General features: G+C 56.8%; 21 protein-coding genes. 6 read left to right on the top strand and 15 right to left on the bottom strand.

Annotation, left to right across the window (positions count from 1 at the left end; genetic code table 11):
- Nucleotides 1-22 precede the first annotated feature (22 nt).
- On the bottom strand, nucleotides 23-391 hold the full coding sequence (locus R3F64_RS14250; protein ID WP_085917826.1) for a DUF2306 domain-containing protein: 369 nt from the start codon (nucleotides 389-391) through the stop codon (nucleotides 23-25).
- A 124-nt stretch (nucleotides 392-515) separates the two neighbouring features.
- Here R3F64_RS14250 and R3F64_RS14245 point away from each other — a divergent pair, with 124 nt between their 5' ends.
- A complete protein-coding gene (locus tag R3F64_RS14245) occupies nucleotides 516-1058 on the top strand; it encodes a PadR family transcriptional regulator (RefSeq protein ID WP_332612138.1) in 543 nt (180 codons plus the stop codon).
- Here the strand turns inward: R3F64_RS14245 and R3F64_RS14240 are convergent.
- Entirely contained in the window at nucleotides 1051-1680 is a 630-nt protein-coding gene (locus R3F64_RS14240; protein WP_085917828.1) for a hypothetical protein, read from the bottom strand. The two genes, R3F64_RS14245 and R3F64_RS14240, sit on opposite strands and share 8 nt — an antisense overlap.
- 139 nt (nucleotides 1681-1819) lie before the next feature.
- Complete coding sequence (locus R3F64_RS14235; protein WP_085917829.1) at nucleotides 1820-2770, bottom strand: formate/nitrite transporter family protein; 951 nt, start codon at nucleotides 2768-2770, stop codon at nucleotides 1820-1822.
- Nucleotides 2771-3011: 241 nt separating this feature from the next.
- Between R3F64_RS14235 and R3F64_RS14230 the strand changes: the two genes are divergently transcribed.
- Nucleotides 3012-3779 (top strand): class I SAM-dependent methyltransferase, encoded by a 768-nt coding sequence (locus R3F64_RS14230; RefSeq protein WP_085917830.1) that lies wholly within the window; start codon nucleotides 3012-3014, stop codon nucleotides 3777-3779.
- Nucleotides 3780-3827: 48 nt separating this feature from the next.
- Here R3F64_RS14230 and R3F64_RS14225 read toward each other — a convergent pair whose 3' ends face one another.
- Together R3F64_RS14225 and R3F64_RS14220 are read right to left on the bottom strand one after the other, a co-directional pair.
- A complete protein-coding gene (locus tag R3F64_RS14225; RefSeq protein WP_332612135.1) occupies nucleotides 3828-5516 on the bottom strand; it encodes a methyl-accepting chemotaxis protein in 1689 nt (562 codons plus the stop codon).
- 176 nt (nucleotides 5517-5692) lie between these two features.
- A complete protein-coding gene (locus R3F64_RS14220; protein ID WP_085917832.1) occupies nucleotides 5693-6739 on the bottom strand; it encodes an NAD(P)-dependent alcohol dehydrogenase in 1047 nt (348 codons plus the stop codon).
- Between the two features lie 197 nt (nucleotides 6740-6936).
- Between R3F64_RS14220 and R3F64_RS14215 the strand changes: the two genes are divergently transcribed.
- Nucleotides 6937-7857 carry an AraC family transcriptional regulator gene (locus tag R3F64_RS14215; protein ID WP_199284826.1) on the top strand — a complete coding sequence of 307 codons (921 nt, stop codon included), beginning with the start codon at nucleotides 6937-6939 and terminating at the stop codon, nucleotides 7855-7857.
- A 24-nt stretch (nucleotides 7858-7881) separates the two neighbouring features.
- Here R3F64_RS14215 and R3F64_RS14210 read toward each other — a convergent pair whose 3' ends face one another.
- Nucleotides 7882-8307, bottom strand: a complete 426-nt coding sequence (locus R3F64_RS14210) for a VOC family protein (protein ID WP_066321605.1) — start codon at nucleotides 8305-8307, stop codon at nucleotides 7882-7884.
- Nucleotides 8308-8489: 182 nt separating this feature from the next.
- Here R3F64_RS14210 and R3F64_RS14205 point away from each other — a divergent pair, with 182 nt between their 5' ends.
- Nucleotides 8490-8702 carry a DUF3820 family protein gene (locus tag R3F64_RS14205; protein WP_085917834.1) on the top strand — a complete coding sequence of 71 codons (213 nt, stop codon included), beginning with the start codon at nucleotides 8490-8492 and terminating at the stop codon, nucleotides 8700-8702.
- Nucleotides 8703-8729: 27 nt separating this feature from the next.
- Here the strand turns inward: R3F64_RS14205 and R3F64_RS14200 are convergent, their stop codons facing one another.
- Complete coding sequence (locus R3F64_RS14200) at nucleotides 8730-9086, bottom strand: hypothetical protein (RefSeq protein WP_332612129.1); 357 nt, start codon at nucleotides 9084-9086, stop codon at nucleotides 8730-8732.
- 105 nt (nucleotides 9087-9191) lie between these two features.
- Here R3F64_RS14200 and R3F64_RS14195 point away from each other — a divergent pair, with 105 nt between their 5' ends.
- Nucleotides 9192-9959 carry a DUF1499 domain-containing protein gene (locus tag R3F64_RS14195; RefSeq protein ID WP_199284825.1) on the top strand — a complete coding sequence of 256 codons (768 nt, stop codon included), beginning with the start codon at nucleotides 9192-9194 and terminating at the stop codon, nucleotides 9957-9959.
- Between the two features lie 4 nt (nucleotides 9960-9963).
- On the opposite strand, the gene R3F64_RS14190 is transcribed toward R3F64_RS14195, so the two are convergent.
- From R3F64_RS14190 to R3F64_RS14170, 5 genes are all read right to left on the bottom strand, one after another.
- Nucleotides 9964-10326, bottom strand: a complete 363-nt coding sequence (locus R3F64_RS14190) for a ribbon-helix-helix domain-containing protein (RefSeq protein WP_332612125.1) — start codon at nucleotides 10324-10326, stop codon at nucleotides 9964-9966.
- A gap of 101 nt (nucleotides 10327-10427) precedes the next feature.
- Nucleotides 10428-10997 carry a DJ-1/PfpI family protein gene (locus R3F64_RS14185; RefSeq protein ID WP_085917837.1) on the bottom strand — a complete coding sequence of 190 codons (570 nt, stop codon included), beginning with the start codon at nucleotides 10995-10997 and terminating at the stop codon, nucleotides 10428-10430.
- Between the two features lie 192 nt (nucleotides 10998-11189).
- Nucleotides 11190-13304, bottom strand: coding sequence for a methyl-accepting chemotaxis protein (locus R3F64_RS14180; protein WP_264827153.1), 2115 nt, complete (start codon nucleotides 13302-13304; stop codon nucleotides 11190-11192).
- Between the two features lie 55 nt (nucleotides 13305-13359).
- Entirely contained in the window at nucleotides 13360-14514 is a 1155-nt protein-coding gene (locus R3F64_RS14175) for an ABC transporter substrate-binding protein (protein WP_332612121.1), read from the bottom strand.
- A gap of 311 nt (nucleotides 14515-14825) precedes the next feature.
- Nucleotides 14826-15437 carry a flavin reductase family protein gene (locus R3F64_RS14170; protein ID WP_309782014.1) on the bottom strand — a complete coding sequence of 204 codons (612 nt, stop codon included), beginning with the start codon at nucleotides 15435-15437 and terminating at the stop codon, nucleotides 14826-14828.
- Nucleotides 15438-15565: 128 nt separating this feature from the next.
- Between R3F64_RS14170 and R3F64_RS14165 the strand changes: the two genes are divergently transcribed.
- Complete coding sequence (locus R3F64_RS14165) at nucleotides 15566-15778, top strand: DUF1289 domain-containing protein (protein WP_332612118.1); 213 nt, start codon at nucleotides 15566-15568, stop codon at nucleotides 15776-15778.
- On the opposite strand, the gene R3F64_RS14160 is transcribed toward R3F64_RS14165, so the two are convergent.
- From R3F64_RS14160 to R3F64_RS14150, 3 genes are all read right to left on the bottom strand, one after another.
- A complete protein-coding gene (locus R3F64_RS14160; RefSeq protein ID WP_332612116.1) occupies nucleotides 15739-16812 on the bottom strand; it encodes a proline racemase family protein in 1074 nt (357 codons plus the stop codon). The genes R3F64_RS14165 and R3F64_RS14160 overlap by 40 nt on opposite strands.
- A gap of 18 nt (nucleotides 16813-16830) precedes the next feature.
- On the bottom strand, nucleotides 16831-18003 hold the full coding sequence (locus R3F64_RS14155; protein WP_332612115.1) for an alcohol dehydrogenase catalytic domain-containing protein: 1173 nt from the start codon (nucleotides 18001-18003) through the stop codon (nucleotides 16831-16833).
- A 94-nt stretch (nucleotides 18004-18097) separates the two neighbouring features.
- Entirely contained in the window at nucleotides 18098-19066 is a 969-nt protein-coding gene (locus R3F64_RS14150; protein ID WP_085917843.1) for a magnesium transporter CorA family protein, read from the bottom strand.
- Nucleotides 19067-19091: the final 25 nt, after the last annotated feature.

Here is a 19091-nt window from a genome sequence, read left to right as displayed (position 1 = left end):
TAGAAACATTCACTACTCCTTGTCACCAGATGCCCAACTGAGCCGAGACCCACCGCCCAGGCATCAATGTGCCGATAAAGGCGCCTAACAAGCCGACATAAGCGCCAAGCATCCATCGTTTGTGATCTCGGACACGGCCCTGCAGGATCGCCAGAAGCGCTAGCGATATAGCTACCAGCATCCACAACGATAACAGGTGGATAGGGCCCCAATGACCGATCATGGGAAACACCCCACCCCCCAGCCAAAAGGAGCTGAGCGCCGATGCCACCATTGCAGATACCCACGCTATGCCCAAGGTTTTGTGCAGCCAGTCGCCTTTATGCCTTAGCAATACGATTACGCCTACACCAAGTCCTGTAAACGATGCCCACAGATGTAACGTTAACACCACATTCCTCTCGCGCCTCTGATCCTGAACGCCCTGACATTAAATGCAACTTGTTGCATATCAAGAAGCATAGTAGCGACGCGCTCAGTATGCAACAATATGCATAAATGCAACGAGGCCATCCATGTCATTACGAGCCGTACTGCTTATCACACTACAACGCGAACCGGGTACTGGGTACGACGTTCTACAGCGTTTCAGGACAGGACTCGCTCATGTCTGGCAGGCCAGCCACCAGCAGATTTACCGTGAGCTGGACAAAATGCATCGAGAGCAACTGTTGAGCTGTCAGACCGTGGCCCAATACGACAAGCCGGATCGCAAGGTTTACCACATTACCTCGGAAGGAATTGCATTTCTGGAATCGTGGCTGGCCAGCCCACTGGGGCCCCAACCCGTGAGGTCGCCGTTGTTTGCCAAATTCTTTGTCTGGGAACGCTGGCCAGCCGACGCCCGCCATGCGGAACTGGCTTCGCTGCGCAACACCTTGGAGGAACGGATGGATAGCTACCAGGCTATTGAGTCGGCGTGTTTTTCCTCTCCCGACTCACTTCACCCGCACGAGCGCGCCCCGTGGCACACGTTGCGCCTGGGCAAACGCTTGACCCAGACCTGGCTGGCCTGGATCGATGAAGTGCTAGAGGAAGATCGCGAGGCAATCAGTTAGCGGTGGGCCTTTGAAAATCGTTGATCGATATACTGGCAAATTTTTCCAGGAAGAACACCAACGACTCGGGATGGCGGAAGCGTTCGCTGAAAGCTTCCTGACCTTCCGGCGAGTGGCGGGTGATATTGGCCTCGTACTCGTTACCTACCTTGAACACGTTGGCATGGTTTTCGCGCTCGCCTTCGCGGTGAACCGCAGTGAGCGCTGTTTGCTGCTGGAGCATGACCCGTAATCGGTTTGCATCACTTCTCTCGTCTTCCGTGGCCCACAGCGGCTGGTCGCGGTTACCGTAGTGATAGAGCATAATCGCCAGCAGAATGGCAAAGATGCTGCTGGTCAATACCCATGTCAGGGTGACACCTGACACCGACATTTGCAGCATCACCACAAATTGCACGACCGCACCCACGGCCAGTGCAACCGCCAGCGGTCGCCACATACGCGGGTTCATCACGCTGCGCTGAAGGCTTATTCCCCAAAGCCCCAGCACGGCAAAAAAACCGACGACCAGATACACCGCCGCGAGCAGCGTACCGCCACCCATCAATATGGCAATAATGCCGATTACCAATAACAGGCTATAAAAGGCTGCCAGCAGGCAGTAGGCACGCTGTAGGGTCATTGGATCCTCCTGAGCCACGTTGTTGTTATGCGGGGTCTTCACAACCGAGTATAGCCAATTCACCTGAGCATGCCTGCTGCCCCCCAACTAGCGTTTGGGCATACCAGCGAAGTTGATCCCCGCGGGCAGGCTGTCAACGCTAATCGCGTGATCCACCGTTGGCGTCGTCCGGCTTGGCCTTCACGGAAAGATCCTTGTCGCCGCGAATTTGTGCGTGGCTGATCAACGCAAAAATAAAGGTACCCCCGATCACGTTACCCGCCAGCGTGGGCAGGCCAAACTGGAACACCAGCTCGCTCCAACTGATATTACCGATCAGCAACAGGTAAAACCCTTCGCTCGCACCCACCACGATGTGGGTGAACTCGCCGATCGCCATGACGTAAGTAATAATGATGATGACCCACACCTTGGCTTGCCCGGCCGCGGGAATCAGCCACACCAGCGTGGCAATCATCCAGCCGGCGAGAATGGCCTTGGCAAACATCTCGTAGGGCGAGTTTTCCATCATGTGCTCGCCAATCGCGGTAAACGACTCATGAGTGGCCGCGTCAAACATTGGCATATACAGAAACGTGGCAGCAGAAAGTGCCGCGCCCAATAAGTTACCGACGAGCACCACACTCCAGAGACGCCCCAGGAAAGCAAAATTTTTCCGTGTCGGGTTGCTCATAATGGGCAATACCGCCGTCACGGTATTTTCCGTAAACAGCTGCTGGCGGGCCAGGATCACGGCAATAAAGCCGATGGTGTAACCCAGGCACTCGATCAGAAACCCCACATCACTATCCGGCAGTTTGGCGTGCATGACACCCCGTGCCACCATGGAAAAGCTCATCGAGATGCCCGCGGCCACCGCCGACAGCAGCAGTGCCATCGAGCCGCGCGCCAGCTCCTTTTGGCCATCCATGCGCAGCCGCTGGTGAACGGCGGCAGCCTGAGAAGGAAGTTCTTTGGCCTCTTGCTGCTCGGCATTCTCAGTGTTTCGCTTTGAACGCTCGATGGTGTCGTCGGTCTCTTGCTCACCGGCCGCCTCCGCATCCAGGCCACCTTCAAAATCATCTTCTGCGTGATGCACTTCCTGGTTCATAACCTTGCGTCCTCTGCCAACAATCCAAAATTCCAACAAAACAACAGGCTACTAGCCTAGCGGTAACCCTGAGAATTGGATAGCCAAATGCTTCCGGAGCGACCTTACCTACTCAGGTCCCTTCAGATACAAAAACCAACGCTTGGGTTGCAGTAAAACGCCTTGCGCACAACGCACCAACCCCGATGTCACGCTATACTTAGTCAATGGTTTTAACGGAACACCACGCTTGGATGCATTTATGACCGATACATCACGCCAGTCGACTCGGCAATCCTGGAACCCTGAAGGATATGCCCAGCATGCCAACTTTGTCCCCGACATGGGCAACGAAGTGCTTGCATTGCTTGCCCCCAAGCAGGGTGAACGGATTTTGGACCTGGGTTGCGGCGATGGCGTACTAACCGAGCGCATCGCCAAGAGCGGGGCTGAGGTGGTGGGAATCGATGCCTCGCAAGACATGGTCAGTGCCGCCCAGGAGCGCGGGCTGAACGCGCGGGTCATGGACGCCTACCAGATGCCGTTCGATCAGGAGTTCGACGCGGTTTTCAGCAACGCAGCGCTGCACTGGATGCTCGACCCTCAAGCGGTACTGGCCAGTATCAAACGCGCCCTGAAACCGGGCGGGCGTTTTGTCGCCGAGTTTGGCGGGCATGGCAACGTCGCCGCCATTTGCACTGCGTTGATTGGCGCCCTGCAGTTCCGCGGTATCAGCGCGCGTGGCCGCCACCCCTGGTATTTCCCAACGGCGGAAGATTATCGCCACCTGCTGGAAACCGTCGGCTTCAAGGTCGAGTCGATTGAGCTTATCCCTCGCCCAACGCGACTTCCCGCCGGCATGACCGGCTGGCTGAACACCTTCGCCAATCCGTTCTTCCATGGTTTGGAAGATGATTTGCGTGAATCAGTGATCGACAACACCCAACTTCTATTGGGCCACAGCCTGCGCGATGCACAGGGCAACTGGACCGCCGACTATGTCCGTTTAAGGGTATCTGCTCGAGTCTGACCCGCCCGTCCCCGCCTCGCTTGAGGCGGGGACGCGCCTTACGCTTTGCTAGAACTCGTCCCAATCATCGTTATCCTGTTGCGCCGTCGCTGTCTGCTTGCTGCGTGGGGGTTCTGATACCGGCGCCGCCAATGTAGCGTTCGGCTGCGAGACATCCGGCTTGCGAGTATCAGCGCTGGACAGCGCAGCACCGCCCTCTTCCAGGCGGAAGGTGGCCATCAGGGCGGCAAGCTGTTTTGCCTGACCTTCCAGCGAGGCAGCGGCCACATTGGTTTGCTGCACCAGCGCGGCGTTTTGCTGGGTCACCGAGTCCATTTCAGTCAAGGCGGCGTTTATCTGTTCGATGCCGTTGTTCTGTTCCCGCGTGGCGGTGGAGATTTCGCTTACCAGGGTGGTGACCTGGCGGATGGAATCCACGGTGTCATTGATCGTTTCACCGCTTCTTTCAGCCTGTTGCGCACCCTGATGAATCTGGCCGGTGGTGGCCTCGATCAGTTGGCGGATCTCTTTAGCCGATTCGGCACTGCGGCTTGCCAACTGGCGCACTTCGCTGGCAACCACGGCAAACCCGCGCCCCTGTTCGCCAGCCCGCGCCGCTTCTACCGAAGCGTTCAATGCAAGAATATTGGTTTGAAAGGCAATTGAGTCGATCACGCCAATGATGTCGTTAACGCGCTCGGCACTGGTGGCAATATCACGCATCAGTTGCACCGTATGGGCCACTTCCTTGCCGCCACTTTCCGCTGACTGCGAAGCCGACACCGACAGCTGATCTGCCTCTTGGGCGGTTTCGGTATTGCGGCTCACCGCGGTGGCCATTTGCTCCATGCTGGAGGCGGTTTGCTGAAGTGCGGAAGCCTGCTGTTCCGTACGTGCGGAAAGGTCCTGGCTGCCTGCGGAAATATCCCCAGTACCGCTGAATACGCTATCGCTGCTTTCGCGCAGCGAGACCACCAGCGATTTAAGCTTGGTCTGCATATAGGCTAACCCTTTATAAAGCTGGCCTACCTCGTTACGTCCCCGGTCCTCGATGTCGGCAGTCAAGTCGCCGCTGGCGATACGCTCGAAGTGCTCCACCGCCTCTCGCAGCGGCGTGACCAGTCCGCGAACAATCACCATGCGCATGATCAGCGTCGCCAGTACGGCCGCGACCAACAGGACAATGGCGATAATGCCGACGATACGGTTCAGCGAAGAAACCTCGACCAGCATTTCGTCGCTGCGCTGATTGGCATAATGGGTAAACGCCTGCATGGCATCGTCAAAGGCGATACCCAGCTCGCTTAAGTCTTCCTGGCTGCGCTGGACTTGGAACGGTGCTGCCTCCAGCAGAGGTTTAATACCCTCGGTCACGAACGCATCGTAGGTCGATACCATCTCGTCAACGTACTCATTGCGAGGATCATCCTCGGCAAGCTCAACCTGTCGGAACTGCTCGAAACGCTCGTCGGCGGCCTCAATGGCGGCCTGGGCCATCGCCTGGCTCTCCTGGCCTTTTTCCGGGTTCCCTTGCATGCTGAAGCTGGCATAGCGATCGAGAAAAATCTGGGCGCGCAATGCGTTGACCTGGGTGCGGTTGGCGGCGTTGGCCAACTCTCCGTTGTTGATGGCCAGCTCGTTCAGCGCATTTTCGCTGGTGGTGTTCGAATAGAAGCCCAGCCCGCCAATCAGCCCAATCATCAGCAGTAAGATAACCAGCGCGGCGGTCAGGCTCCATTTAATCGAGAGGTGCTTCATCCTGTTGATCCCTTGGGGTTTTTAAGAATAGGTATCAAGGCCTATCGGCAGGCAACGCCGAAAATGAAGTCACATTAGGAAAATTTAGACGTTAGTCTCACAAAAAAGCCCGGTGATGGGCAGAAAGCTCATCACCGGGCAGTCACGTAAGCTAGCGTTGGACTAACGGCAAGGCGTTAGATGGTTGCCATGTCGATGACAAAACGGTAGCGAACATCGCCTTTTTCCATGCGCTCAAAACCTTCATTGATGTTGTTGATATCCAGCATTTCAACATCGCAGGTAATCCCCTGGTCGGCACACAGCTGCAGCACTTCCTCTGTTTCCGCAATGCCGCCAATCAGCGACCCGGCGACCACGCGGCGTTTGAAGACCAGATTGAAGCCTTCAATGGCCGGCTCAATGGGCTCCAACAGACCCACAATGATGTGTGTGCCGTCGTACTTGAGAGACGCCAGATATGGGTTGATATCGTGCTGGACCGGCACGGTGTCGAGCATGAAATCGAAGGTCTCTGCCACGGCGTCCATCTGTGCCTGGTCGCTGGATACCACAACATGATCCGCACCGTTGCGCTTGGCTTCTTCCACCTTGGCGTCCGAGCGGGTAAACACGGTGACTTCAGCGCCCAGCGCTTTGGCCAGTTTGACGCCCATATGGCCCAGGCCGCCCATGCCGATGACGCCCACCTTGTGGCCTTCACCCACACCGTGATGCTTGAGCGGCGAATAGGTAGTGATACCGGCGCATAAGATCGGCGCCGCAGACGCCAGGTCAATGCCATCTGGCATTTTCATCACAAAGTGATCGCTGACCACGATCTTGTTGGAGTAACCGCCCTGGGTCATGGTGCCATCCTGACGGTCCTCGCTACCGTAAGTCATGGTAAACCCGTTCAGGCAATACTGTTCCACGCCATCCTGGCAGGCCGAGCAGGTACGGCAGGAATCCACCATACAACCAACACCGACAATATCGCCTTCTTTGAAGCGGCTTACCTTGTCGCCAACAGATGTAACGCGGCCGACGATTTCGTGACCGGGCACAATTGGGTACTGGGTCATTCCCCAGTCATTCTTGGCGAAATGCAGGTCACTATGGCAAACGCCGCAGTACATGATATCAATGGCGACATCGTCTGGGCGGGGTTCGCGACGATCAAAGGTAAACGGGGCTAGCGGTTTTTCTGCAGAAAAGGCGGCGTAGGCTTTTGCTTCGCTCATCAAATAAAGCTCCTTGTTCGGATGATTCCCTGAAAACTAGGGACTGGCTCCCAGTATCGACCTCAAGAGCGCTTTTAGCGATGAGTGAATCTACGAAACTTTTGCATGATCCTCCATATAATTGCTATAAAATAACAAAAGATCCTTAGAAAACTGTCATAATTATCCTATCAACAAAACTTTATCATGAGGCCGACATGCCGATCGACGTAGCCAACCCTGACGACGGCGAGGAGACACCGGTCATCAGCGAGCTGGCCGAATTGATTACCCCACTGGTTTATCAGCAAGGCATGACGCCTACCGCGCTAAGCGGGGTATCGCTCCTCAGCCTTGACCGCCACCAACCGCGAACGCCGCTGCTTTACCAGCCTAGTCTGATTATCATCGCCCAGGGCCGTAAGATCGGCTACCTGGGAGACAGGGAAATTCATTACGACCCGGGCCAGTACCTGGTACAAACCCTGCCATTGCCGTTCGAGTGTGAAACCTACGGCTCGCCTGAAGCGCCCTTGCTGGGGGTTTCCATTCAATTGGAGCCAGCCCTGCTCAGCGAGATGGTCACCACCATGGGCGATGCACCCAGCCACAGCCAGACCACGCTGCCCATGGCATCGGTGGCCATGACACCAGGCATGCAGGCGGCCGTATTACGCCTGGTGCATGCCCTTCATGAGCCTTCAGAGCTCAACACAATGGGCACCGCACGGATACGCGATGTGGTATTTGAGGCGCTGAAAGGAGAGCAGGGGCAGGCGCTCAAGGCATTGGTGCGCGGCCACGGCCATTACGCACGCATCGTTCAAGTGCTGTCGTTGCTGCATCGCGATTTTGCCAATGATTACAGCGTTGATCAGCTAGCCCGGCAGGCGAGTATGAGTCCCTCGACGTTTCATCAGCACTTCAAACAAATTACTCGCGCATCGCCGACCCAGTACATCAAGCAACTCCGGTTGATCAAGGCCCAACAGCTGTTGCTTCAGGACGACCATAACGTCAGCCAGGCGGCACAGGCGGTGGGCTACCGTAGCGTGCCGCAATTCAGCCGCGACTATAAGCGTTATTTTGGCGACGCGCCGTTGCAGCATCGTCGCCAGGAGCAGGCCATGCGCTCTTGAGACTGTGTTATCTCGAAAAAAGGGCTATTTGGCGAATAGCTGGCTCATGTCCTTGAAGGCCTTGAACTCCAGCGCGTTGCCACACGGGTCGAGCAGGAACATGGTGGCCTGCTCGCCCACTTCGCCCTTGAAACGCACATAAGGCTCAATCACGAAGTCGGTATCACGGGCCTTGAGGCGTTCTGCCAAGGCTTCCCATTCATCCCAGCCAAGCACCACACCAAAATGCGGCACCGGCACATTGTGGCCATCGACCGGATTGGTATGGACCTCTTCCTGGCCTGGCGTTTTGGGGTGTTCATGGATCACCAACTGGTGACCAAAGAAGTTGAAGTCGACCCAGTGATCGCTTGAGCGACCCTCAGACAAACCAAACACATCGTTATAAAACGCCCGCGCGGCATTCAGGTCGTAGACGGGAATCGCCAGATGAAACGGGGAAAGGCTCATGGTTATCTCCTGAAAGGTGAGTTGTGTTCATACCACTTTTGGGTTGGCTAACGCCTTGCGCCAGCCAGGCTGAATTGCCTTATCCTAGAGCGCGCCGTACCAAAATAAAATCCATTACGCGTTGATAATAGCGTTTTGAAACGATAAAAGGTGCTTCCATCAAGCGTTATAGGAATCAACAGGTGAACCCAGAAGACTTGGAAAAGCTGGTGACACGTAAAATGCCCTTCGGCAAATATGAAGGCTGGCTTATTGCCGACTTGCCCGGGCCCTACCTGAACTGGTTTGCGCGGGAGGGTTTTCCAACCGGCGAAATCGGTCAACTGCTACATTTAATGCATGAGATCGACCATAACGGCCTGAGCGGCCTACTCGACCCACTGCGCAAAGGATAGCGTGGTTGCAACGGGTCGTTTCGAAATTCAAGCATGTCGAGATTCAAGCGCCCTGTCACGCTCAGCGATATATAACGCTTCATGTTGGCGGGCGTCGGCAGGGAAACGCCCCAGAGCCACCGCCTGATCAAAAAAGCCAGCGGCGGGAAGACCGGCACCTTGGCGACTGACGACTAAGGCCGCGACCATTGGCTGACCGGCGGCCACATCCTCTTCCATGAGCTGCTCGAGCGCCTGAGCAACGCGCTGGATAGTACGGGGCGGCGTAAGCCCTAGCGCGTTCGCCACCTGCTGATAGGTCATGGGCAATGCATCGCGAGGTGCGTTTACCAGCAATGTGCGCACCTGTTTTGCCATCGTGGTGTAGGTATCGTGCTGGGTCATCGTGGTCAGAGGCTCTCTGGTCGGGAAAACAGGCATACCGATCAATAGCTGGTTATGCTGAAGATATCCTGAATATATTAACGCTTTGAACGCTGGGAGAAAGGCATGGCAACACAATCAAGCGCTCAGCACCCGAAAGGGGGCAAATGGCCTACCCTATTGGCATGGCTGAGCGTGCTTGCTTTGCTCGGGGCCGCCATACTGATGGGCCTGGCAGGCCCCGCTTACCGTTGGGAGCTCATCGCACTCGGTGATGCCTTCAGCCTGCTACGCTATGGTGTGTACGTGGCCGCTGCTGCCGGGGCGCTGAGCCTACTACTGCTGATCGCCGGCGCGATGACCCGCCGCTTTGGCGCGGGTGTCGTGGCGATTGTCGTCTTTTCGGGCACCGTCGCGCTGCTTTATTTGCCGTGGCAGCATTGGCAGCGTGCTCAGCAGGCCCCGATGATTCATGATATTACCACCGACACGCAGAACCCACCGGCCTTTGATGCCTTGCGCGATGCCAGAGACGCCGCGCCCAACGCTGTTGATTATCCCGGTGAAGAAACCGCCCGCCAACAACAGGAAGCTTACCCTGAGGTGGAACCTCTCGTAGTATCGGCACCAGCGCCGAGCGTTCTTGGCGCGGCTCAGGCAGAAGTGGAAGCCGCTGGCTGGCAGATTGAAACGATGACTGATAATACCATTGAGGCAACGGCCACCACCCCCTGGTTTGGCTTCAAGGATGACGTGGTGATTCGCCTGACCGAGCAGGAAAACGGCGTACGAGTGGATATGCGCTCGGCGTCGCGGCTGGGCGCAAGCGATGTAGGTACCAACGCATTACGCATTGAAACCTTCCTTGATCGCCTGGGTGAGCGATTTGAATAGAGCGTCAGTGGACCTGCTTTGCCTGTGGAATAGTGTCGCGACAAACCATCTGCTCGGCATCCAGCGACGCAATCGGCACCTCCAGATTTTGCGGTATATCCCCGCTTAACTGTAAGGCCTGGTAGCGTAGCGCACATACGCGCAAAAACGACGTGAAGTTGCCCGCATCATGCCCGGCGGCTATGGATTCGTGATACAGCCGCGTGATCATTTGCGCCGTGTTCATACCGTCACGCCGGGCAATTTCACCGAGTATCTGCCAGAAATAATTCTCCAGACGTACGCTGGTCACCATGCCGTCAATGCGCAGTGAGTGGCTGGCACTTTGCCAAAGCGAGGGGTCTGCATCGATAAACAGTTTGCACATCACACCGTCTCTTCACCGTGATTCATGTTTCCAGCATAGCCGCCATACAGGACTACGCCCAGATAACCTGGGCGTAGGATGATCATTGGGCGGCGATGATGTCAGCGATCCAGTACCGCCATGAACTGGGCCAGCCAGGCAGGGTGTGCAGGCCATGCGGGCGCGGTCACCAGATTGCCGTCGGTTACTGCATCGGTCACCTCCAGGTTGGCGAAGCGCCCCCCGGCAAGCTCTACCTCGGGCTGACAAGCCGGATAAGCGGAGCACTGCCTGCCGTCCAGCACCTTGGCAGCCGCTAGCAGCTGCGCACCGTGGCAGATCGCTGCTACCGGTTTATCGGCCTCGAAAAAGTGCTGCACCATGGTGAGCACTTGCTTGTTCAGGCGAAGATACTCCGGCGCACGACCACCGGGCACCACCAAGGCATCGTAATCCGCCGGATCGATATCGGCGAAGGTCGCGTTGAGCGCGAATCGGTGGCCGGGTTTTTCGGTGTAGGTCTGGTCGCCTTCGAAATCATGGATCGCCGTCGCCACGCTATCCCCCGCTTTTTTGTCGGGGCATACCGCATCTACCTGGTGGCCCACCGCCATTAGCGCCTGGAACGGCACCATGGTTTCATAATCCTCGGTGAAGTCGCCGGTAATCATTAAAATGCGCTTGCTGCTCATCTCAAGTCTCCTTGTTATCAGCAACGAGGTTATCAATCATTAATCAACAACCGCATTGCTCAAGATAGCGTTACTACGCGGAGTCGCGTGTGTATTGAGCGTAGCAAGGGTGGGTAAAAGACGGGTAGTAGGCCATTACTACACTACCCACCATCTCCACATACTGTGATGACGGTGGGTAGAACGTACGCGTTAGCTAAGGCGAGGCGCGGCCTTTTGCTCCGGCAGTGATAAATGCCGTTGACCGGCGTCTTCACCAACCCGGAATCGGCTTACCAGCAGGTTCATGTCGCCGGCTCGCTCGTCGAGCGTCTGGCTTTCGGTTGAAGCCTCCTGCACCAGGCGGGCATTCTGGTGGGTCACCTGATCCAACTGGGCAATCGCCTGATTGATCTGCTCGATGCCGGACGACTGCTCATGGGTCGCCTGAGCGATTTCCGTCACGTAGCGCGTGACTTCACCCAGGCTATCGACGATTTCCTGGAGGTGGGTACTGGACGCGTTGACCAAGTGCTCCCCTTCGCTGACCTTGGCCACGCTGTCGTCGACCAGATGGCGAATTTGTGCCGCTTCCTCAGCGCTTCGCCCTGCCAGCTTGCGGACTTCCTGGGCCACCACGGCAAAACCGCGGCCCTGCTCGCCCGCCCGCGCCGCTTCCACCGATGCATTCAGCGCCAGCAGGTTGGTCTGAAAGGCAATATCGTCAATCGCCTTGATAATGCTGGTGATTTTTTCGCTGGATTCGCGAATGTTACCCATCGCCTCGGTGGTCCGTTGAGCGACATCGCCAGCAGAACGGGCGCGCTGGTCAACGCTGGTGCTCGCGCCTTTGGCATGATCCGCATAATCGGCGGTCTGCTTGACCGTCGCGGTGATCTGCTCAAGGCTGGAGGCGGTTTCCGCCAGCGAAGCCGCCTGTTGATCGGTACGCTGGGAAAGGTTTTCGTTACCCGAGGCAATCTGTCGGCTACTCGCGGCAATCGCCTCGGCGCTTTGGCGAATTTGCGCCACCATCCCTTCAAAGGTATCCATCATGCGGTTGAAGGCCTGGGCCGTTTGCCCGACTTCGTCGTTACGCTGCAGATCCAGGCGCATGGAAAGATCAGCGTTTTCACCGGCAGCACCGCTGATATTTTCCATCTGTCGACGCATGGTCGTCAGCGGCCCCAGTACCCGTACCATGGTACGCCAGCCGAAAATTGCCAGCAGCGTAATGACCACAAGCGTCACAACGATCAATAGCGTACGGCCTGCATTGGCCAGCGCTTCGGCCTGCGCAGCGGCAGTGTCGGCCTGCTCTACCGCGTAAGCTTCCACGTCTGTCAAGGCGTCGCCCATTTGCGCCATTGCCTGGCTGACGTTATTCAGCTCGTTCTGGACCTGTGCCTGGCGGTCCAACTGCTGCTGGCGTAAGGCATAAACCGAACTGTCGTCACTGATCATCAAGCTTTCCAGCTCGACAATAATGTCATCCAGCCCGTTCACCAGTTCCATCTGCTCGGTATCGGTGCTTGGCGAACGGGTAATACCTGCCAACGACTGGCGGGCCAAACCAATTTGCTGACCAATTTGGTTGTAACGCAGATTGACCAGTTCATCTTCACTTTCGACCTGCATCAAGCGTCGCCCCAAATCGGCGAGCATCGCCACAGCAATGCGCACTTCACTGCTTAGCCGGGTGACATCGGCTTCATTGCTGAACAGGTTATCCAGCAGACCGGTAGGCAATGTTGTCATTCCGTCCTGGCGCCAGGCATTCAGGCGGTCTTCAAGCGCACGTTGTTCACGCACCTGAACCAGCGCGGTCCGTCCGGCAATATCGCCGGCACTGTTCATGACCTCGCCGATCAGCGCCTGCATCTCGGCGAGCTTTTCATCCATCTGTGCTTGCAGGGCAAGCTCTTCCTGACGAACGTTTTGCAGTGAAGTATCGCTCTCCAGCAGGGTCTGGTAGTGCTCATCAAGAGCGGCCAACTGGCTTGACTGGGTTTCGGCATCGTCGGCAGCCAGGTCATTGCGCGCCTGGCTGAAACGCTCATCAAGCGTCTCCCGCGGGGTAATGTCAGCCATGTCAGCTGCGCTTTCAGCCGCCAGCAGATCGGCATGACGCTGGCCAAAAGCGCCCATCGTCGACACCATTTCGCGACTGGCATTTTGCAATGGCATCACATCATTGGTGATGTAACGCTGTGAGTCGATCAAGCGCTGATTGGTTGCCCAGCCGGTGACGGCCAGTACAACGGCACCGATAACGGCGGCCAGAAACAGGCCTATCAACATGGCACGTAAACTGAGTGTTTTTTTCATTAGACTAGCTTCGCTCGTATCAGGGTAAATGACGTAACAGCGGCGGGTATGAGCGTTAGCGCAGCAGCGTTGACCACTCTACTAACTCGAATTGGCCATCGGTAATAATTGTCGGCCAGACACTGTCACTGGCCTGGTGATCGTCAGGCCCCAGATGCAGCGGCTCCTCAAGGCCGATATCGATCTCGCCAAGACCAAGCAGGCCGTCAACAATGGCTTCTCGATCCGGCGAATCACCTGCCGCCTTAACCCCTTCCACAAACAGTTTTGCCGCCAGATAACCTTCCAGGGAAACAAAGTCGGGTTCACTGCCATCGGCATACGCATCAAGCGCCTGGCGATATTCGTCGACCGCCGGCAGATCAGAATCCAGTGGCGGTACAACCTGAGTCACGATCACGCCGTCTGCCTGGTCACCCAGCTCGTTCAACAGCGCCTGGCTGCCGACGAAGGACACATTGAGGAATACGGCGTCGGGCATATCCTGGCGGGCTTCGCGAATAAAGTCGGCGGCAGGGCCATAGGTACCCACGATAATCACCGCCTTGGGCGTTTCAGCAGCTTGCAGAATGGTGGCCAGCCCCTGATGGACATTGCGGGTACCGCGAGAAAAGCGGCCATGGGCCAGGTTATCGGTGCCGGTAAAGCCCTGCGCCTCAAGCGCTTGCTTGGCTCCGTTATAGCCCGCGTCGCCAAAGCTGTCGTTTTGGGTAAAAAAGGCAATCTCTTGCGGCTCGATGCCTGCCTCTATCAGGCCATCCACCATGGCGGCGGTTTCCTGCACATAGCTTGCGCGGTAGTTGATGACATAACGGTCGGGAGGCGATTTGCGTAGCACTCCCGCGCCGGTGAAAGCGCCGAACAGCAGCGTTTCGGCTTCGTTGTAAATCGGTATGGTGACGGTCGCGGTGGGGGTACCCACATTGCCGATCGCTGCCAGGACATCCTCGTCCTGGACCACGTCGCGGGTATGGCGAGCAGCGGTGAGCGGGTCATACCTGTCGTCAAAGGCGGAAAGTGTCAGCGTTTCGCCATTGACGCCTCCGGACGCGTTGACTTCAGCGAAGTAGGTGTCGATACCTTTTTTCATGCCCTGCCCAAGCGATGCGGCCGGCCCGCTGTCGGGTGCTACAATGGCAAACTTGAGTTCCGCGTGGGCTGTCGAAATCGACACCACACTCGCCAGTAACGCTATCCAAAATCGTCGCATTGCCCCCCTCCTTTATCTGCTTGCCCGCTTTATTGCCGAGTACAGCTTGATTGCCAGGCACGGCTGTCTCAGCACTTTTTTTAAGAACACTTTTAAGAACACTTTTAAAAACATTTCTAAAAACATTTTTAAAACAGTGTTATAGCGCTGTAGAGGTCACCACGCATAACCACTGCGTGATCCCCCCAACAGTTCTATCGGCCGCAGAATATAGGACTAAAGGACAATTATCCTTAATTTCTAAGTAAACATTGTAGCGAAGTATGTAAACAAACGTTTGTTAAGCAGGGTCTGATTCATTCGTTGCCAGCTTAGCGGGGGCGTTGCAGCGCGAAACGGTCGGTGGTGCGAACATAGTCACTACCTGCCAGTCGACCCACAGGGTTGAGTATTTCCAGGCTGACGTGTCGACCGTCCCAGACATCGTCGTCAAGATGCAGGGAGATCACGTTGGCAAGCACCAGATTGCCTGACATGGGCTGGTCACCAAAGCGAATGATGTCGCGCAGTCGGCAACCGAACGCAACCGGCGCGTTGGCAATGCGGGGGACCGACACACCGGGCATGGCGGCTTTTTCAAGTCCTGCCAGGGTGAATTCATCCTCGCCGGGTGGCAGGCTTGCGCTGGTGGTATTGAGCGCGTCGACCAATGCTTCGCTACCGACATGCACCACACACTCGGGATTCTCTTCCAGGTTACGCACGGTATCCTTGCTGCGGCCCTGGCCGTTCTGTAACGGCGAGAACCCCAGTACGGGCGGATCGACGCTGACGACATTGAAGAACGAAAAAGGGGCAAGATTGGCATTGCCCTGGCGGTCCTGGGTCGCTACCCAGGCAATCGGGCGAGGGCAAACCGAGCCGGATAGCAGCCGATACAGAGTGCCCACTTCAAGCGGCGTTTCGTCGAGCAAATAATGCATGGCGTTTCCTCATTGCAGACAAAAGGAGTTATCACGCTACCACACCCAGCCAATACGCAAAGACATGGTACCCTTGGCATTCCAGTTTTAGCCGCCGTTTTGCTACATCCAAGAGGTTAACGATACCTGTGACTTCATCCCTCCCTGACCGTCCGCTCTCCCCCTGTCGTCAGATCTGCCGCATAGAACCGACCCAATCACTTTGTGAAGGTTGCGGGCGACGTCTGGATGAAATCGCTTGCTGGGGGCAGATGACCGAGGCCGACAAGGCCCCGGTATGGGAACGTATTGAGGCCGAAGGCTATGTCGTCTCTGAAGGTAATTCAGCGCGTGGCGGGTGATGGCGGTCGCTCAGGATGTGGTGAAGCTCACCACAGTTAACCAATGGATCATCGCAGTTGATCACGATATCCGAGTGCGCCAGCACGTAACTGCGCCCAGTGATGGTGTTCTCCACCACGTGATAAGCGCCTTCCTGGTGGGTATCGATGAAGGTGCCGATAAAACCTGTATCGCGCAGTGACACGGTTTCCAGCTTGTCGCCTTGCCTGAGTCGTCCTTCGTAATGCATCAACGCCAGCCGCGCGGACGTCCCCGTACCGGTGGTACTGCGGCAAATAACGCCGGGATGTACGTAGGTCGTTGAGCGAGAACGCACATAACCTTCAGCGACCTTTTCTTCAGGCCCCATGAAGTGCAGGAACGGCAGCGGCCCGACATCCCCCAGGGTGTAGTGGGAAAAACCGCGCTCAGCCTTGATGGCTTCGACGATTTTATGCGCACACAGCGCCAGCGCCGACTCTTCTTCCAGGGTCAGCTTGAAGCCTAATTCAGCCGCATCCACCAGCGCATAAAAGCCGCCACTGTAAGCGACCGAATAGGTCACCGGGCCGATGCCGGGCACGTCGATCGTCTCACGGTAGGTGTCGATATAGCTCGGTAGACCGCCACAGGTGACCGACTCTACGACCCCGTCATGTACCTTGGCCTCTACCTGCACCAGGCCGGCGGGGGCTTCGAGCTTGAAGCGCTGGATGCCTTCCTGCTTGGGTACGATACCGCTTTCCAGCACTGCCGTGGCGGTGCACAAGGTGTTGGACCCCGAATAGATCGGATAGCCCATGACTTCCATGATGATATAACCGGCGACGGCTTCCGGGTCGCTGGGTGGCACTAGCAGGTCTACGGACATCTCGGGAATGCCGTAGGGCTCTTCAAGCAACAGCCGACGCAGGCCGTCGGCATCATCGCGCAGATACTCCATCTGCTCGCGGACGCTATTGCCCGGAAGGTGATCAATACCCCCCGTTACAATACGGCTGACATCGCCTCCCGCGTGGGTGTCCATTAACTGGATGGTATGTTGAGTATTCATTCGCCGGACTCTTTGCAGTTAGGAAGCGTTAAGGGCAAACGGAGCGCCATGGGACTCCCATTGGCTATCCGGGACAATCACGATCTTGCCGAGATAGTTACTGCCACGATTGACGAAATAGCGCTCGGCGTCATGGAGTTCGGACAGTTTGAAGGCCGCATGCAACACCGGCTTCAACTCGCCGCTACGAATCCAGGCAATGAGCTGTTCGGCCTCTTCCCGCGTGCCGTGAGAGACCCCAAAGATCTGCACCTGGTAGAGGTAGATGCGCGTCCACATGACCTCGCTGAGATTGCCGCCGCTGGCCCCGGCGATGGAAAGCCGCGGGTAACGTTTACGGTGCTGCATGTCGACAATCATGGTATCGATGAACAGGTTGGTCATCTCACCGCCAACCAGGTCCATCACCGCGTCGATGGGCTGGCCGCCGGTGGTAGCCAGCACGCGATCGACAAAGGTGGGTAAATCGCCGCGGTCGATCACCGCCTCGGCCCCCAGGGCGAGAAGTGCATCGGCTTTATCGGGTTGACTGACGGCGTAGGGAATCGCGCCGACTACCCGGCAAAGCTGAATCAGCGCCGTGCCTACCCCGCCGCTGGCACCGGTGACCAGCACACGCTCTCCGGCGCCGATCCCGGCGGATGTCATCATGTGGTAGGCCGTCTGGTAGGAACACATCCCCATGGCGGCAAGCTCGGCATCGTGCAGCGCCGGGTTGGGCACGTGGTGAAACTGGTCAGACGGTACGGCGATGTACTCGGCATAGCCACCATCGGCCCCGTGGCCATAGTAATCCGGGGTCAGGTTGATATCACGGCGATCATCGGCATACAGATTGAAATCCAGAAGCCCCCGCTCACCGATCCGCGAAGCATCAACGCCCTCGCCCACCGCCACGACACGGCCCGCCACATCGGCGCCCTGAATGCGTGGGAACGTCAGCGTGGGCTCACCGCCCATGGCAAACGAGGTCACGTCGCCCTTGTCCTTGGTAGGGTACAGTCCCTCGCGGGCCTTACGATCGGTATTGTTCTTAGCCGTCGCCGTGACCTGCACCAGGACCTGGCCTGCCTGGGGTTTGGGGGTCGCCACATCCTGACGGTACTCAAGCTTCTCGATACCGCCATGCCCGGTTAGCAGCATGGCCGCCATGGTTGTCGGCGGCGTTGAACTAGCATTTGCGTCTGCCATTCGCTGGGCTCCTCTCGACTAAGAGATAAAGATGTTGTGCCTGATAATGACCATAACAAACTTTTGTGTCGTCTCCATCAGGTCACCCTGGGTGTCAAAACCAGTGCTTGCGCTTGAATAGCCAGATCAGCATCCCACCGATACCCAGCATTACCCCCCAGACAAAGAAATAGCCGTAGCGATAGCCAAGCTCGGGCATATACTCGAAATTCATGCCGTAGATACCGGCAATAAAGGTGAGTGGTACAAAGATAGCGGTAATCACCGTCAGCACGCGCATGGTGATGTTGAGCTGGTGCGATGAAATCGAAATGTAGCCATCGACCAGATCGCCGCAGATGTCGTAATACATTTGCGTGAGCGTATAGAGCCGCTCAAAGCGCTCTTCCACGTCAGTAATCGCGTGGAGGGTGTCGCTTTTATCACGCGGCAGGTGGGCATAGTCGTAGGCGGTCAGTTCCTGGGTAATCCCCTTGTGGTAGCTGAAGATTCGACGCATTTTCACCAGCCGCGAGCGGTAGGCGGTTATACGCCGCATCAATACGTCATTGCCGTTATCCAGCAGTTCATCTTCCAGATCGCTGAGCGCCACTTCGAATTCCAGCAGGCTATCGATGTAATACCCGGCCGACAGGTACATCACCCGCAGTGCCACATGCTCTGGGGAGTGAGCCAGTAGTGCACTGCCCTGCTCATTGAACAGACGCTTGATGCTTAACGCTTCGCCCGGGTGAAGGGTGACCAGGAAGCGCTCACCGACAAAAAAGCTCACTTGCTGGGGCACGAAGTTCAACTGGGCATCAAACGAGGAGATACCGCGGTAAATGATCAGTGTGTGGTGATCGAACTCTTCGATTTTGGGTGGATGGCGCTCTTTATGCGCATCCTGAATGGCCATCGGGTGGCATTCAAAGTCTTCCAAAAAGCGCTGCTCGACGGCTTGGCTTTCGCCTTGCATATCCACCCAGATATGACTGCCCGGGGTTTGTCGCCACAGGTCGATGAGCTTTGCGTCGCCTTCGTGTACTTCACCTTCGGGGGTCGTTAACAGCGTCCGAATCATGATCGTCCCTGATGGTTAACTGATG

Source organism: Halomonas sp. 5021 (genome assembly GCF_036663435.1).
Classification (GTDB): domain Bacteria; phylum Pseudomonadota; class Gammaproteobacteria; order Pseudomonadales; family Halomonadaceae; genus Vreelandella; species Vreelandella janggokensis.
This window is presented reverse-complemented; position numbering and strand designations above follow the sequence as displayed.

What these genes read in the sequence shown, in the direction of transcription:
- R3F64_RS14195 (WP_199284825.1), top strand. Translation starts at nt 9,192, where the DNA reads ATGGCAACACAATCAAGCGCTCAGCACCCGAAAGGGGGCAAATGGCCT.
- R3F64_RS14235 (WP_085917829.1), bottom strand. Translation starts at nt 2,770, where the DNA reads ATGAACCAGGAAGTGCATCACGCAGAAGATGATTTTGAAGGTGGCCTG.
- R3F64_RS14185 (WP_085917837.1), bottom strand. Translation starts at nt 10,997, where the DNA reads ATGAGCAGCAAGCGCATTTTAATGATTACCGGCGACTTCACCGAGGAT.
- R3F64_RS14170 (WP_309782014.1), bottom strand. Translation starts at nt 15,437, where the DNA reads ATGCATTATTTGCTCGACGAAACGCCGCTTGAAGTGGGCACTCTGTAT.
- R3F64_RS14220 (WP_085917832.1), bottom strand. Translation starts at nt 6,739, where the DNA reads ATGAGCGAAGCAAAAGCCTACGCCGCCTTTTCTGCAGAAAAACCGCTA.
- R3F64_RS14210 (WP_066321605.1), bottom strand. Translation starts at nt 8,307, where the DNA reads ATGAGCCTTTCCCCGTTTCATCTGGCGATTCCCGTCTACGACCTGAAT.
- R3F64_RS14225 (WP_332612135.1), bottom strand. Translation starts at nt 5,516, where the DNA reads ATGAAGCACCTCTCGATTAAATGGAGCCTGACCGCCGCGCTGGTTATC.
- R3F64_RS14215 (WP_199284826.1), top strand. Translation starts at nt 6,937, where the DNA reads ATGCCGATCGACGTAGCCAACCCTGACGACGGCGAGGAGACACCGGTC.
- R3F64_RS14180 (WP_264827153.1), bottom strand. Translation starts at nt 13,304, where the DNA reads ATGAAAAAAACACTCAGTTTACGTGCCATGTTGATAGGCCTGTTTCTG.
- R3F64_RS14175 (WP_332612121.1), bottom strand. Translation starts at nt 14,514, where the DNA reads ATGCGACGATTTTGGATAGCGTTACTGGCGAGTGTGGTGTCGATTTCG.
- R3F64_RS14155 (WP_332612115.1), bottom strand. Translation starts at nt 18,003, where the DNA reads ATGGCAGACGCAAATGCTAGTTCAACGCCGCCGACAACCATGGCGGCC.
- R3F64_RS14230 (WP_085917830.1), top strand. Translation starts at nt 3,012, where the DNA reads ATGACCGATACATCACGCCAGTCGACTCGGCAATCCTGGAACCCTGAA.
- R3F64_RS14160 (WP_332612116.1), bottom strand. Translation starts at nt 16,812, where the DNA reads ATGAATACTCAACATACCATCCAGTTAATGGACACCCACGCGGGAGGC.
- R3F64_RS14150 (WP_085917843.1), bottom strand. Translation starts at nt 19,066, where the DNA reads ATGATTCGGACGCTGTTAACGACCCCCGAAGGTGAAGTACACGAAGGC.
- R3F64_RS14190 (WP_332612125.1), bottom strand. Translation starts at nt 10,326, where the DNA reads ATGTGCAAACTGTTTATCGATGCAGACCCCTCGCTTTGGCAAAGTGCC.
- R3F64_RS14240 (WP_085917828.1), bottom strand. Translation starts at nt 1,680, where the DNA reads ATGACCCTACAGCGTGCCTACTGCCTGCTGGCAGCCTTTTATAGCCTG.
- R3F64_RS14245 (WP_332612138.1), top strand. Translation starts at nt 516, where the DNA reads ATGTCATTACGAGCCGTACTGCTTATCACACTACAACGCGAACCGGGT.
- R3F64_RS14200 (WP_332612129.1), bottom strand. Translation starts at nt 9,086, where the DNA reads ATGACCCAGCACGATACCTACACCACGATGGCAAAACAGGTGCGCACA.